This is a genomic window from Desulfobacterales bacterium (genome assembly GCA_030066985.1).
Taxonomy (GTDB): domain Bacteria; phylum Desulfobacterota; class Desulfobacteria; order Desulfobacterales; family JAHEIW01; genus JAHEIW01.
On sequence record JASJAN010000025.1, the window covers coordinates 47,603 to 60,967 of the forward strand.

At 49.3% G+C, this 13,365-nt stretch carries 16 protein-coding genes; 2 read left to right on the forward strand and 14 right to left on the reverse strand.

Going from position 1 to position 13,365, the window contains the following annotated elements; translation table 11 throughout:
• Positions 1-65 precede the first annotated feature (65 nt).
• Together QNJ26_14165 and QNJ26_14170 are read left to right on the forward strand one after the other, a co-directional pair.
• The gene (locus QNJ26_14165) at positions 66-683 is read left to right on the forward strand and encodes a sigma-70 family RNA polymerase sigma factor (protein ID MDJ0986682.1); all 618 of its coding nucleotides are present in this window, start codon (positions 66-68) and stop codon (positions 681-683) included.
• Positions 676-945: an anti-sigma factor gene (locus QNJ26_14170; GenBank protein MDJ0986683.1), complete on the forward strand. Its 270-nt coding sequence runs from the start codon at positions 676-678 to the stop codon at positions 943-945. The genes QNJ26_14165 and QNJ26_14170 overlap by 8 nt, the downstream gene beginning before the upstream one ends.
• Positions 946-984: 39 nt before the next feature.
• Here QNJ26_14170 and QNJ26_14175 read toward each other — a convergent pair whose 3' ends face one another.
• The 14 genes from QNJ26_14175 to QNJ26_14240 all read right to left on the reverse strand — a co-directional run bounded on the left by QNJ26_14175 (position 985) and on the right by QNJ26_14240 (position 13,264).
• The gene (locus tag QNJ26_14175) at positions 985-1,524 is read right to left on the reverse strand and encodes a metal-dependent transcriptional regulator (GenBank protein ID MDJ0986684.1); all 540 of its coding nucleotides are present in this window, start codon (positions 1,522-1,524) and stop codon (positions 985-987) included.
• 357 nt (positions 1,525-1,881) lie between these two features.
• Positions 1,882-4,104 (reverse strand): ferrous iron transport protein B, encoded by a 2,223-nt coding sequence (gene feoB / locus QNJ26_14180; protein ID MDJ0986685.1) that lies wholly within the window; start codon positions 4,102-4,104, stop codon positions 1,882-1,884.
• A gap of 3 nt (positions 4,105-4,107) precedes the next feature.
• Positions 4,108-4,338, reverse strand: a complete 231-nt coding sequence (locus QNJ26_14185; GenBank protein MDJ0986686.1) for a FeoA family protein — start codon at positions 4,336-4,338, stop codon at positions 4,108-4,110.
• Positions 4,339-4,646: 308 nt separating this feature from the next.
• Positions 4,647-5,054: a hypothetical protein gene (locus QNJ26_14190; GenBank protein ID MDJ0986687.1), complete on the reverse strand. Its 408-nt coding sequence runs from the start codon at positions 5,052-5,054 to the stop codon at positions 4,647-4,649.
• A gap of 339 nt (positions 5,055-5,393) precedes the next feature.
• On the reverse strand, positions 5,394-6,449 hold the full coding sequence (locus QNJ26_14195; GenBank protein ID MDJ0986688.1) for an MBL fold metallo-hydrolase: 1,056 nt from the start codon (positions 6,447-6,449) through the stop codon (positions 5,394-5,396).
• Positions 6,450-6,588: 139 nt separating this feature from the next.
• Positions 6,589-7,407 carry an ion transporter gene (locus QNJ26_14200; protein ID MDJ0986689.1) on the reverse strand — a complete coding sequence of 273 codons (819 nt, stop codon included), beginning with the start codon at positions 7,405-7,407 and terminating at the stop codon, positions 6,589-6,591.
• Positions 7,404-8,330 carry a TraB/GumN family protein gene (locus QNJ26_14205; GenBank protein ID MDJ0986690.1) on the reverse strand — a complete coding sequence of 309 codons (927 nt, stop codon included), beginning with the start codon at positions 8,328-8,330 and terminating at the stop codon, positions 7,404-7,406. Before QNJ26_14205 ends, QNJ26_14200 begins: the two co-directional genes overlap by 4 nt.
• Positions 8,331-8,356: 26 nt before the next feature.
• The gene (locus QNJ26_14210) at positions 8,357-8,917 is read right to left on the reverse strand and encodes a DUF309 domain-containing protein (GenBank protein MDJ0986691.1); all 561 of its coding nucleotides are present in this window, start codon (positions 8,915-8,917) and stop codon (positions 8,357-8,359) included.
• A complete protein-coding gene (locus tag QNJ26_14215; protein ID MDJ0986692.1) occupies positions 8,908-9,402 on the reverse strand; it encodes a GatB/YqeY domain-containing protein in 495 nt (164 codons plus the stop codon). Before QNJ26_14215 ends, QNJ26_14210 begins: the two co-directional genes overlap by 10 nt.
• 28 nt (positions 9,403-9,430) lie before the next feature.
• Complete coding sequence (locus tag QNJ26_14220) at positions 9,431-9,904, reverse strand: PaaI family thioesterase (protein ID MDJ0986693.1); 474 nt, start codon at positions 9,902-9,904, stop codon at positions 9,431-9,433.
• 142 nt (positions 9,905-10,046) lie between these two features.
• The gene (locus QNJ26_14225; GenBank protein MDJ0986694.1) at positions 10,047-10,562 is read right to left on the reverse strand and encodes a dihydrofolate reductase; all 516 of its coding nucleotides are present in this window, start codon (positions 10,560-10,562) and stop codon (positions 10,047-10,049) included.
• Positions 10,563-10,829: 267 nt separating this feature from the next.
• Entirely contained in the window at positions 10,830-11,576 is a 747-nt protein-coding gene (locus QNJ26_14230) for an SDR family oxidoreductase (protein ID MDJ0986695.1), read from the reverse strand.
• Positions 11,577-11,588: 12 nt separating this feature from the next.
• Positions 11,589-12,059, reverse strand: a complete 471-nt coding sequence (locus QNJ26_14235; protein ID MDJ0986696.1) for a GNAT family N-acetyltransferase — start codon at positions 12,057-12,059, stop codon at positions 11,589-11,591.
• Between the two features lie 50 nt (positions 12,060-12,109).
• Positions 12,110-13,264, reverse strand: a complete 1,155-nt coding sequence (locus tag QNJ26_14240) for an iron-containing alcohol dehydrogenase (protein ID MDJ0986697.1) — start codon at positions 13,262-13,264, stop codon at positions 12,110-12,112.
• Between the last annotated feature and the right edge of the window lie 101 nt (positions 13,265-13,365).

Below are 13,365 nucleotides of genomic sequence, written 5' to 3' on the forward strand. Positions count from 1 at the left end.
CTATATCCTGCCTAAAATGGGCATTTCGACCTGACTGAAGGATTCTTGTCAGGTGACAAGCAATCATGACAGCACCCAAGAAAGCGAACCGCAAACCGATAAAAGATAAAGATTTTGAGCTTATTCGTGCCATCAATTCAGGCCAATTCGACCGATTTCCGGATCTTGTCAAGCGCTACGAACAAAAGCTTTACAATTTCAGCCTCAGAATGTGCCGGGATGCAGCTGATGCTGAAGATACGGTTCAGGAAACCTTTCTGAATGTTTTCAGATATTTGAAAGATTTCCGCTACGAAACGAAGTTCAAAAACTGGCTTTACCGCGTGGCTGCCAGTACGTGCATCAAGAAAAGACGAAGATCAAAGTTTGCACCCCAGCGGGAACTATCCCTGGATGAGTTTTATCCCCAGAGCGAAGCCGAAATTCCCGGCCAGGTTCCCGATTGGGCCCAAATGCCCCTGGATAAAGTGCTGAGCAATGAGCTTTTGGACAAGATTAACGAAGCCATTGTCACGCTGCCGGAAAAGTACCGACTCGTGATCGTATTGCGAGACATTGAAGGATTCAGTACCGCTGAAACCGCCCAGATTTTGAACTTATCCGATGCAAATGTGAAAGTCAGACTGCACCGGGCGCGTTTATTTTTGAGAGATAGGTTGAAAGGGTATTTTGAAAATGAATAAAGATGAGCACGATCATAAACACTGCCTGGAGCTGTTTGAAAAGCTTTCCGAGTATCTGGATCATGAACTGGATGAAGTGACCTGCCAAGACATCGAAAAACACATCAAAGAATGCGTGCCGTGCTTTGTATGCCTGCAGACCCTTAAACGGACCATTGACCTGTGCAAACAGACCGAAAATAGATCGGTCCCAGAAGAATTCTCAAAAAGGCTGAAAGACGTCATTCAAAATATGCCCAACCCCGGCCCGACAGCCAAATAAAGCCTACCGATAAATGGCCCCATTGAGCGCAAAGACCTATCAAGACTGACGGTTCTGCAAAGAAGCCATTTGCCGCTCTCTTTTTTTCAGATCCTCAAGACACACCGCGATGTAGTCGCCGCATAGCTTGGCCGTATCGCCGTTTTCGCAATGGCGCTGGAATCCCTTGATCCATTCTTTGCCGCCCCGGGGACAGATTTCCATAAATTCGACAAAGCGAATCAGCCGATCGATAATGTTTTTAGAAACGGCGTGCTCGACCCTGCAGGACGCTTCCTCGGCCTCATCTGGATCAATTAACAGGATTTTGACAAAAAATTCTTTGAGCGCAGCATGCCGTCTTACTATTTCGGCCGCCCGTTTTTTGCCTTTGGCGGTCAGGGTAATAATATCGTAAGGCGCATAATTGACCAGGCCTTTTTCGGAAAGCGAACGCAAAGCTCCAGTGACAGAAGATTTGTTGACCGCCATCCGGTCCGCGATATCTTTGGCTCTGGCGGCCTGTTTTTCCGCCGAAATGTGGAAGATGGCCTCCAGATAATCTTCCATATTGGCACTGAGCGTTTTTAAACGGCGCATTTGATGGTTCCTTTAAGGGTGTCTGAGATTGAATCCAATCGCCAACAACCAGCTGGTCGGGCTAATTGATATTTTTTTTTACCACGAAGGTCACGAAGTTTTTTAAGGTTTTTCATAAGACATCTTTCTTTGTGTTCTTCGTGCTCTTCGTGGTTAATTTAGCGTCTCGATTTCACCTCGAAATTTAAGGCGGCTGAACATTATCCGGGTTTTCTTCACACGTTGCGGCTGTGTCTGACGGGCAGCTTGAGCACCCGCAACTGCACGGGTCTTCCTGTTTAAAATTCTTCAAGAACTTTCGGATTAAAAACGCCGCGGCAATCGCAACGATGATGATAACAATAATGGTTTGCATGCTTAATTCACCATAATCCCCAGGGCGGATCCGATTTGAAAGATGAGTACCGCTAATAGAAATGCCAGCACTGTATTAAAAAGCATGGCAAACGCTCCCCACTTCCAGGAGCCAGCTTCCCTTGAAATGCAGACCACTGAAACAAAACAGGGCGAATAAAACATGGTAAACACAATCAGGCCGATGGCCATCAGCGGCGACCAGCCGGGCTTCCTGGCCAGCGTATCTGATAACGATCCGCTCTGCTCCGGATCCACCTCACCCAGTGAATAAGCGGTACCCAGAGTTGACACCACCACTTCTTTGGCGGCAAATCCGCCGACCAGGGCGATATTGGTGCGCCAGTCAAAACCGGCCCATTTCGAAACAACTTCCAGCGCAGTCCCGATGCGGCCGGCAATTGAGCCGCGCAAGCCAGCTTCGGCTTCAAGGGCATCGATGCTTTGCAGCCTTTGTTTAAGGTCGCGCGCGGCCGGCGAAAGTTCAGTGTTATCGTCGGTTGCATCCAGTTCATTGGCTGCCGCAGGCAACGCCTTGCGTATTTCTATCTGGCGTTGCTTTTCAAATTCAGCAAGCTTGGTCTCTGGCAATCCGGGAAAAGTCATCATCGCCCACAGCACAATCGACAATCCTAAAATGACGGTGCCGGCCTTTTTGATATATTGCCAGGTGCGTTCCCAGGTATGAATAGCCAGGCCTTTAAAGGTCGGCATACGGTAGGGCGGCAGCTCCATTACAAATGGTGTCGGCGCGCCTTTGATGACGGTGACGCGCAGCAGCTTGGCAACCAGCAGCGCCCCTCCCCAGGCGCCAAGGGTAATCAAAAACATAATAAGTGCCTCATATTTTGCAAAAAAGGCAGCAATCAGCAGGGCAAATATGGGTAATTTGGCACCACAGTTCATAAATGGCACCGTCAACAAGGTCGCCAAACGTTCGCGCGGCGACTTGAGTGTACGGGTCGCCATCACTCCCGGTACCGCACAGCCCCCGGCAATCCCGCCGGATACGATAAAGGCCATCACTGAGCTGCCGTGCAGGCCAAAAATGCGAAATATGCGATCCAGCATGAAAGCCACCCGGGCCAGGTAACCGGAGTCCTCCAGGATGGCAATACCGAAGAACATAAACATGATTAGGGGCACAAAACCCAGAACGCCACCGACACCATCAATGATACCCGATACAATCAATGATTGCAGCAATCCCTCGGGTAAAACAGCCGTCGCCGTTGACCCCAACCAGCCGAAAAAACTTTCCATCAATCCCACCGGCACCTCACTGTAGGTAAACGTAAAATGATAAAGCCCGGCAATGACCGCCAGCATGATCAGGGGGCCCACAAAGCGATTGGTCAATACCTTGTCGATTCGGTCCGAACTGTAAAGCCGGTTACGGTCGTATTTGTGGTGGATCACTCCCTGCTTAAGTATTGATTTGATATATCCGTAGCGCTGGTCGGCAATCATGGCTTCAGGATAAGTGTCGAGGGTATTCTGCAAATGGCGGGAAACCTTACGCACCCGCTCTTCCAGCCGGCTGGAAAGATCGGCATCGGCCTTTCGGCCAAGGGTCAGGATTTGTTCATCACTTTCCATGTATTTTAAGGCAATCCAGCGGGCTTGATAGGTGTCGGTCAAAAAGTGTTTGTCGGCAATTTCTTTTTCCATTTCAGACAGCACCGGATCGATATCCGCGCCATAGGAAATTTTCAAGGGATAGAATTCATTGTTTTCACCGATGATCCGGGCGGCGCTGGCCATGAGCTCTTTTTTGCCCCGGCCGGTGCGTGCCACAGTCGGAACCACAGGTATACCCAACAGAGATGAAAGTTTTTCGGCATTCACCTTGATGCCGCGCTTTTTGGCCACATCGATCATGTTAAGGGCAATGCAGATCGGGATACCCATTTCCAAAAACTGGATGGCCAGGTACAGATTGCGCTCCAGGTTGGAGGCATCCACGATATTGATGACCACTTCCGGTTTCTGGTTGACCAAAAAATCGCGCGCCACCACTTCTTCAAGTGAGTAGGCAGTCAGCGAGTACGTGCCGGGAAGATCCACAATGTGCAACCTGAACCCGTCGCGCACATAGGTGCCTTCTTTCTTTTCAACCGTCACGCCCGGATAATTTCCAACGTGCTGTCGTGATCCGGTCAACTCATTAAATAGTGTTGTCTTGCCGGCGTTCGGATTACCGGCCAGAGCTACCGTTGGTGCCATATATTACTCAACCTCCACTTCGATGTAGTCGGCTTCATTATTGCGCAGCGTCAGCGTTGTCCCCATGACCCTTAAGGCCACAGGGTCATTCAAGGGTGCGCGACCCTGAATTTTAATCTCTGTCCCCGGCACCAGCCCCATGTCGCGGATGCGTCGGCCAAGCTCACCAGCCACTTTAATGCTGGCAATGGTGCCAGCTTGATTATCGCTCATGTTGCGCATATTGATTCGCATGTTGCGTCCGTCTCCCCTGATTTCTGCGGTTAAGCGCGAAATTGAAAAAGTTAGGTATACCAAACTTTATACGGAGTCAAGAAAAAAATTAGGAATAATGAATTATTTGAAGTTGGCAATGGAATAGTCCTGTGTAAATTGACATTCATTAAATCCGGAAATTGAACCGCCTAACGACAACTCGCGGCAGGAAGGGCAGGCATCCGAAAATCACGGCTGGGTAAGCCCGTGATGGAAGGTTGATGGTGATCGGGCAGATCAGAATCATCACTAATTGAGCGGTAGGCAAGCCGATTTATCGGCTGTCATCAACTGTCACCTGAATTAAATTCTATAAATAAATTCGCGTCTTCACCGTCGATTTCGGGTCTGTTTTTCATCCAGTTGAGTATGCGGCAGCCGTCGGTAGCGCCGTTGGGGGCTGAGCAGCTGATGTAAGGCATAATCGGATCCCCGGCAACGGATTTGTAGTAGAGCATTTTTGCGCGTGCGCTGGGAAATTCCGCCATCTCCAGAAGATGGACGATATATATCGTGCAGTCACCTTCAAACAAATCACTTTTCTCGCGCGAATCCGTGATGCGCTTTTTAAAAGATTCAATCGCCGCCTGGCTGTCTTCAGCCTCAACAATCAGGTTAAATTCTCCGTGTCTTCGTTCCGATTCCAGTTCGGCCTGCTGATTGGTCATATGCAGAAATTTACCAATGTAAAGCATCTTTTACCCTTTCTGTGTGCCAATCGGTTGCATTTAAAATGGGGTACCTTAAACCCGCAATCACTTCTCTCTGACCGCTAGGCATCTTAGACCTTCCAGATCGTTTTGTCCAGAGCCATGCCAATTTTAGATCTTAGCTCTGGGTATAAATTATATTTCAAAGTTAATTCAAGGCTTAGTTCAAACGTACTGCTTTTAAATGGCTATGTTTATTTTCAGGAGTAGTAAATATAAGGGATACAACTTGCAGATTGTTGGCCTGTTTTTTGCCTCTTAAAAAAACAGGTCGCAAAAAATATTCTCTGCGATCTCTGCGTCTTTGCGGTGAATGATAAATCATCATTCGAGGATGATGGTTTGGCCGTGCTGCAGCACTGCAAAATCTTCTTGCGGAATCTGGTTTTGTTTTAGAGCGCTGGCCAGCCGTTTGGGGGGCTCATCCAGTGGCTCATCGGTTAAAATAAAGGTGCCCCAGTGTATGGCTACTGATTTTTTGGAACGAAGATCTTTGTGGATTTGAACCGACTCTTCAGGGTTGACGTGGTGTTTTTTCATAAACCAGCGCGGCTCATACGCGCCGATGGGTATGGCTGCCAGATCGAAGGGGCCCAGTTTTTCTCCAATTTCCCTGAAATGAGGTGCATACCCGGTATCCCCCACAAAAATAAATTGAAAGTTCTTGGCTTTGATGACCCAACCGGACCACAGCGTTTTATTTCTGGAAAAAACGCTGCGCTTGCTCCAGTGCTGTACCGGCACTGCAATGATCTCGAGATCGCCGTCCGGTTGCCGGTCCCACCAGTCCATCTCAACCACCTGATCGATACCGCGGATGGCAACCCAGCTCTTTAACCGCAGGGGTACATAAAAACGGGTTTTTTCACCTCCGGGTCTTTGGCGCAATTTTTTGATGGATTGCTCATCCAGGGAATCATAGTGGTCATGGGAGATCAAAACGATATCGATCGGCGGCAAATCTTCGAGTGCCAACCCCAACGGAGCCGCTCTTTTCGGGCCGGCCCACTGCACCGGTGAGGTTCGCTCTGAAAAATGAGGATCCGTTAAGATATTATAACCTGCCACCTGCAACAACACGGTGGCATGTCCGATCCAGGTCACGGTGATCTTCTCTCGATTCTGTCTCAGGAAATCAGGATCGTTTTCAGCCAAGGGGAAATCGTAGCTTTCCGGGCCCGGGATATCCATTTTGGCACGTTCGCGCCGCCATTTGATGAAATCCCCAAAGCTGTTTTCCTCATAGGCATGGACATTTCTAAAGCCGTTGGCCGTATGATGGGGTTTGTCGGGCGGAGGCGCTTGAGCCGCACAGTTCAATGCCGTCATGCACAAAATAGCCATCATCAGATATCGATAAACGCAATTTGAATTCAACATGAAAATATCGTTAGCATCCCAGCGACTTTGTTTTTCATCACAGAGAACACAGAGATTGCATTCATTTGGATTGAAATGATCACCTGTTTTAGCTTTCTCTGTGTGCTCTGTGCGCTCTGTGGTTAGAGTTCACAATTTCTCATAATTTACTGCCGCAATACTTGCAATATTTGGCGTCTTTATCATGTCCTTCAGCACTGCACTCCGGACACGCCTGGGTGGAGATCTGGCGTTTGAATGCTTGCGCCAATTCTACCGTCACAATGCCGGTCGGAACGGCAATAATACCATATCCTATAATCATGATCAGTGACGAAAGCAACTGGCCCAAAATGGTCTGGGGTGATATGTCACCGTAGCCGACGGTGGTCAGCGTTACGATGGCCCAGTAAATACTTTTGGGTATGCTGGTAAAACCGTGTTGCGGATCTTCTACCAGGTAAATAAATGCGCCAAAAATGGTCACCAGCGTCAATACGGCAATCAGAAAGACAATAACTTTGCGCAGACTGGCACGCAATGCCTGTGTGAGCATCCGGGCCTCACCCAGATATTGCACCAGTTTAAGAATTCGAAATATTCTCAAAACCCGCAAAATGCGGATGACCAGTAGATACTGGGCACCCGGAACAAAGATACTCAGATAGGTGGGCAGAATCGCCATAAGATCAACAACACCATAGAAGCTGGTGGCATAGGCTCCCGGGCGCCCCACGCTCATCAGTCGCAGGATATATTCGATGGTAAACAGAATCGTAAAAATCCATTCACCGACCAGTAAAATCGGACCGTAGGATTTTTGAACAACGCTGACACTGTCAAGCATCACCAAAAGAACACTGGCCAGGATAGCCACAATCAACAAGACATCGAACCATTTCCCGGCCGGTGTGTCGGCTTCAAAAATGACTTCATGCACTTTCAGCCGCCAGGGACTCCGCGCGTTTGTTGGGCTCATTTTTGTTTGACCTCATACCCCTTTTTTCTTAATAAATCGACAACACTTTCGGGGCCGACCAGATGGCCGGCACCCACCACAAAAAGAACATTTTTATTTTTGCCCATAGCGTGTTCGACTTCTTTCACCCATTTTAGATTGCGCTGTATCAGCAGGCGATCATTCAAATCCGGATAATTCTTAAAGCTTTTGTGCAAAAGCTTATGCAGCTCGTCGGCATTGCCGGTTTTCCAATTTTTCACCAGATCACCAGCCAGTTCACTGACCAATTCCAAGTCCTTTAACGTCTGGTTTAAAAAATCTTTTTGATTCGTGTCTGTCATGTTGCCTAGCAAATTTATTTGATACTCCGGGTCTTCCAAAAAGCCGATTTCCTTACCGCCATTTTTAGCCTTGTTAAAAAAATAAACATCAATCCCGTATAAGGGATTGTAACCCAGGCGCTGCAATTCCACGGTGGTTAATGTAAGGGCCACAAACCAGGGTTTGAATCGTGCAAATGCCTCCGGGGGTAGGCCGAGCTCACTCAATTTTTTCTTGAGCTGTTGACGGGTATTGCCGGCAAGATTTTGAAACAGGTTCTGCCCTTCCGGATACATCCCCAGCGCCAGCATTTTGCCCTGCATGGACGGATCCTGCATGGCGCCGATATCGGTTTCAAATACAATCCGCTGGCTGTTGGCAAAAGCGCTTTCGATGGCGGCAGCCAGCGGATAGCTATCCTGTTTGAGGACATGCAAAGATCCCAGCAGATAAACATTGTTCGACTGGGTTTGAATCGACCAGAGACAATTTTTTGTGGTCTGCTGGGTGGTGACGGTTTTTGCCGGCAGCTCTGAGATGTTCGCCGAAAAAGTTGTTAAAAAGAGAAAGGCAAACAAAGCAAAACGAAACGCGTATTTTATCAGAAGTCGCTGTCGCATGAAGGTTCCTTTCTAAGAAGGATGTTTTAAGCATCAAAAGAAGTCATTTCCAGTAGGGGCGGATCCGGTTGGCCGGATTTTAATTTATCCAGAAGCGCTTGTGTGTTGGCAATAAACGACAGACAATGACGGTATTGCTGCAAAAGAGCATGGGCTTTCATGGCCAGACTTTCGGCCGCCTGCTGGTGATCTTGCTCCAGGTGGACATACACACCGGCGGCTTTGATCAAACCTTTTAAGGCCTGCCGTTTGTCGCCGGATTCAGCCTTCCAGATGGCTTCCAGATGATCATGGAACTCAAAGAAAAGGCCCTGGTTCCAGATCAGCAGGGCCTGCTGCAAGGGGTCATTAATAGCGTCGCGGCGGATGGTATCAAAAACCCGCTGATAGCTGAGAAGGCGCGCATCAATGTAAGCCGTATAGACGGATGCCAGGTTTTGCTCGCGCCATCGACGCGCGGCGTTCGTAACCGCATCTAATTTCATGACATCCAGCGTCTCAACAAAGGCATCGGACAACGAGTTGCGGATATCTCTTGCCGTTCGATCTGTAAACGGATCAAACTTTCCGTGTGCTTTTACTCCCATTGTTTCAGAATCTCATTGACCATCTTACCATCCGCCTGCTTGCCAAAATGCTTCATAATGGTGCCCATCGCCTGCATTTTGTTTTTGTATTCGGAAAAATCAATGTTCTCCTTGATCCAGGCAATGACCTCTTCACGGTCGGCCATACGGGGCAAATACTGCTTAAGAATTGCCAGATATTCGGAAGAATCTTCGTCTTTGGCTTCCAGGACCAGTCGCTCCGACTTGGCCAATCCCAGAATGATACCGATGATGTCATCGTCGGTAATTTCTTCACCGCTTTTAAGGCGGGTGGATTCTTTACCGCTTTCCAGGGTAATCGGAACCGTCAGTTTTGGAAATTCAGCCATAATTTGACGGATGGCGCTGCGCGCGGCCACGTTTTTTTGCAGCATGGACTGCTTCAGGTCTGCTTTTAGCTTTTCCAGCAAAGGCGTGTCCATTTCCGGATTCCATCCGTAGGTCTCATTTGGTCTGTTGCTCATGGCGCTCTCCTTTACTGTCGTTAAAATTCTAGGCATCAATAAATTTGGGGGGCAACGGTGGATCGGCGGTAATGGCCTTGCCGGGCAAAATGATCACCGTCGAGGTCCCGTGCGCCAGGACCTTGCCCTCCTGATCGACAACCTGAGCCTCTGCATAACCCAGCGTCCGGCCGACTTTGATCTGACGTCCACGGGCAATTAACTTGCCGGATACCGCCGGTGCAAGATAGTTTAATTTCAGATCTACAGTGGTAAGTCCCGTATCGGGATCCTCTATTCCATAATAGAGGGACCAAAAGGCGGCGGCATCGATGATCGAAGCAAACACACCGCCATGGACCACACCGAAGGGTTGTAAATGCTTTTTTGCCAGCTCGATTTCAAGGATCGCGTAACCAATGCCGACGTCCGTTAGCTTCATTGAAAGCAATTCAAAGTAAGGGCAGATGTTAGCGATATTGTTAAGGCGCTTTATGTATTCAGGGTTGGGTTTTCTCATCATTTATTAAGACCGGAGAAATTGGGGGACTCTGTGGGTATCGTTTATGTTAGAATTGGGAACAATTTGGCAGCTTCTTTTTTTTTATTTATCAAAAAGGTTCAATGTTCACAAGCAAAACCTATTCGCGCAGCAGCTTGCCGGGTTAGCCATCAGCAACTGTGGCATCTGGGTTGATGCGCTCATAAATATAAAAATCGTAGGGTTCAATTCCGGGTGTTGCAATCGTTTTAGATTCAATGGTCTTAAATTCAGATGCGGGTATTTCCGGAAAAAAGGTATCGCCGTCGATATCTCTGGGGATAACGGTCAAATAAATGCGGTCGGCCATGGTAAAGGCAAGCTCGTACAACTGCCCGCCACCGCAAATAAACGCTTCATCTTCCCCCTGCGGGCAGCTGCTTAATGCCTGTGCAAGGTCATGCACGACGATACACCCAGCGGCAACATAATCCTGTTGGCGCGTAACGACGATATTGGTTCTTTGGGGAAGAGGCTGTTTGAGGGATTCGAAGGTTTTTCTTCCCATAATCACCGTATGACCCAGCGTGATCTTTTTAAACATCTTCTGCTCCCCGGGTATTTTCCAGGGAATATCGCCCTGCCGCCCTATCACACGGTTCTTGGCCATCGCCGCAATCAGCGAGATCCTCATGTGCATTGCCCCTCTTAATTTTGTATAAGCTCACCGCAGAGACGCAGAGGTCGCAGAGAAACAATCTTTTCATTTGGCGGTGAGAGGCCGGCAAATGAAAAACTTCTCAGCCGCTTCGCGGCAATATACTTGTTAAGTAAACGAATACCGTTCTAAAAACGCCCCTGGCACCACGCGCATGGCAGATTAATTTTGATTTGCCGGCCTCTCACCGGCAAATCAAAAAAACAATTATCTCTGCGCCCTCTGCGTCTCTGCGGTGAAAAAATTTGATCATACAAATCCGCCATTGACGTGAATACATTGTCCCGTAATCCAGCGGGCATTGTCGCTGGCCAGAAAGGCAACGGCATCGGCGATATCCTCCACCTGCCCAATGCGTCCCAGCGCGGCCATTTGCGCCATCTGCTGAATCTGCTCATCGGATTTGCCATCGCGAAAAAGTTCGGTGTCCACCGGCCCCGGAGCTACGGCGTTAACGGTGATTTTTCGTTCCCCTAATTCTTTGGCCAGCACCCGGGTAATTTGATCGACAGCCCCTTTGCTGGCGGCATAGATGCTATAGCCGGGCAACATCATGCGCGTCACGGCCGATGAAATGTTGATGATCCTGCCGCCCTCAGAAAGTCGGCGTGCTGCCTGTTGACATGCAAAAAATGTCCCTTTTACGTTGATGGCAAACAGCTGGTCATATTCTGCCTCATCGATGTCGGCGACATCTTTGCTGATGCGGATACCGGCATTATTGACTAAAATATCAAAACGGCCAAAGTGTTCAATGGCTTGATCGAAAAGCCGTTGAATATCTGCAGGTTTTGAAACATCCGCCTGTAGTGCAATGGCGTCACCGCCGGCAGTCTTGATTTCCGCCTTAACCTCTTCAGCGCCAGCCGCATTATTGACATAGTTGATTGCCACGGCCGCGCCATCGTGGCCTAATCGTAAGGCTAACGCCCGCCCGATCCCGCGCGAGGCGCCGGTCACTATCGCAATTTTACCTGACAATTTTGGGGAACTCATATAGATCTCCTTTTATGGATCCAATTTTAGTTCAAAATAAGATGGATTATAAAGGGGATTATAGCGATACGCTTTTATCGGTTGAAAACCCAGCGAACGATATAGCGCCTGTGCTGCCGTCATGGATTCGATGGTATCAAGGCGCATCCGTTTATAACCAGCAGCACGCGCCCAGTCAATGACGGCCTCTGCCAGCGCCCGCCCAATTTTTTGGCTGCGATAACCCGGAGCGACGTACAGCCGCTTCATTTCGCAAATCCCTTTGCCCAGGGACCGCAGAGCCACGCACCCTACAACTTCATCAGCCTTTTCAGCCAGAAGAATACAGCCTTTTGGCGGCGCATAATCCCCTGGAAGTGACGCCAGCTCACGGCTGAAACCTTGAAATTCAAGATCAAAACCCAAAGCGCCCGCATACTGCTGAAACAGATGGCGTGCCCATCGATAATGATCTTCCGTTTGCGCCGGGTTGATTCGGGTCATGGTTTTCTCGGGGTCTTCGTAATGCGCCCTTTCTGATGTTGAAACCCGTTTTAACCAATGAGGCGTTGAAACAGACTTAAATAATCATCCTTGGCCATGGGCCGCGGATTATCAATATTGCTGCCGTTTTTAAAAGAGTTCACTGCCAGCTCTTCGATGTCCCCTTTTTGAACACCCAGCGAGCTGAATTCAGGCAGCTGCACATCGGCGGCCAGTTGCTGGACGGCCCTGACGGCCTGACGGGCGCCATCATCCACATCTTCATAGGTCAGCCCCATGGCTCCGGCAATGCGGGCATATCTTTCTTTGCAATATTCCATGTTATATTCCATCACAGCCGGCAAAACCACCGCATTGCAAACCCCGTGGGCGGCGTCATATTTTCCGCCGAGCGCCTCAGCCACGCAATGGACGGCGGCAACATCGGAGTGGCTGAAGGCAATTCCGGCCAACACGCTGCCCAGAAGCATCCCCGCCCGGGCTTCCAGGTCGTCGCCTCTAATTACCGCGTTTCTGAGATGGGCTGTAATCAATTCAGTTGCATAAAGCGCGGCGGCATCCGCCAATGGCTCTGAGGCTTTGGCCGTAAATGCTTCGATCGCATGCGTTAAAGCATCCATACCGGTCGCTGCAGTTAGTTCGGGCGGCATGGTCAGCGTCATCTCAGGATCAACCAACGCCACCTGCGGCGCAATTCTGGCATCTTTAATGCTGAATTTGTATTTATCACTGCTATCGGTGATCACCGAACTGAAGGTCACCTCACTGCCGGTCCCGGCGGTTGTCGGAATGGCAATCAACGGCAGCACATCAGGACCTATTTTGCCAGGGCCTTCGTAATCGCGGACCGCCCCGCCCTGACGTGATACCACCGCAATGGCTTTGGCACAATCGATTGGGCTGCCGCCGCCGATGGCCACCAGCGCATCTGCGCCGAACTGGCGGGCCATTTCAGTGCCCTCCTGCACGTTGTAATCTTTTGGATTGGGTTCAACCCGGTCAAAAAGGGTCCATTTCAGCTGATGCGCTTCCAGTAAATCATATACCTGTTGAAGCAAACCGGAACGCACAACACCTTCATCACTGACCAAAACCAGACGCTTCCACTTTTCATCTTTAATCACATCAACCAGGCGTTTGGTGACGCCGACGCCGTAAACGATTTTAGTCGGCAACTCAAAGCTGAAAGAATTCAATAGGTTCATCGTCAAATATTCCTTTCCATACTTTTTTTATCTCAACCGATTTTAAAAACCTCCTGTGGTTAGTCGTCGGGTTCAAAGGTTCAGCGTTCAGAGGTTATGCG

Bases quoted from the DNA above. Each gene is read 5' to 3' on its own strand.
- QNJ26_14165 (MDJ0986682.1), top strand. From the start codon at position 66: ATGACAGCACCCAAGAAAGCGAACCGCAAACCGATAAAAGATAAAGAT.
- QNJ26_14170 (MDJ0986683.1), top strand. From the start codon at position 676: ATGAATAAAGATGAGCACGATCATAAACACTGCCTGGAGCTGTTTGAA.
- QNJ26_14175 (MDJ0986684.1), bottom strand. From the start codon at position 1,524: ATGCGCCGTTTAAAAACGCTCAGTGCCAATATGGAAGATTATCTGGAG.
- feoB (MDJ0986685.1), bottom strand. From the start codon at position 4,104: ATGGCACCAACGGTAGCTCTGGCCGGTAATCCGAACGCCGGCAAGACA.
- QNJ26_14185 (MDJ0986686.1), bottom strand. From the start codon at position 4,338: ATGCGAATCAATATGCGCAACATGAGCGATAATCAAGCTGGCACCATT.
- QNJ26_14190 (MDJ0986687.1), bottom strand. From the start codon at position 5,054: ATGCTTTACATTGGTAAATTTCTGCATATGACCAATCAGCAGGCCGAA.
- QNJ26_14195 (MDJ0986688.1), bottom strand. From the start codon at position 6,449: ATGTTGAATTCAAATTGCGTTTATCGATATCTGATGATGGCTATTTTG.
- QNJ26_14200 (MDJ0986689.1), bottom strand. From the start codon at position 7,407: ATGAGCCCAACAAACGCGCGGAGTCCCTGGCGGCTGAAAGTGCATGAA.
- QNJ26_14205 (MDJ0986690.1), bottom strand. From the start codon at position 8,330: ATGCGACAGCGACTTCTGATAAAATACGCGTTTCGTTTTGCTTTGTTT.
- QNJ26_14210 (MDJ0986691.1), bottom strand. From the start codon at position 8,917: ATGGGAGTAAAAGCACACGGAAAGTTTGATCCGTTTACAGATCGAACG.
- QNJ26_14215 (MDJ0986692.1), bottom strand. From the start codon at position 9,402: ATGAGCAACAGACCAAATGAGACCTACGGATGGAATCCGGAAATGGAC.
- QNJ26_14220 (MDJ0986693.1), bottom strand. From the start codon at position 9,904: ATGATGAGAAAACCCAACCCTGAATACATAAAGCGCCTTAACAATATC.
- QNJ26_14225 (MDJ0986694.1), bottom strand. From the start codon at position 10,562: ATGCACATGAGGATCTCGCTGATTGCGGCGATGGCCAAGAACCGTGTG.
- QNJ26_14230 (MDJ0986695.1), bottom strand. From the start codon at position 11,576: ATGAGTTCCCCAAAATTGTCAGGTAAAATTGCGATAGTGACCGGCGCC.
- QNJ26_14235 (MDJ0986696.1), bottom strand. From the start codon at position 12,059: ATGACCCGAATCAACCCGGCGCAAACGGAAGATCATTATCGATGGGCA.
- QNJ26_14240 (MDJ0986697.1), bottom strand. From the start codon at position 13,264: ATGAACCTATTGAATTCTTTCAGCTTTGAGTTGCCGACTAAAATCGTT.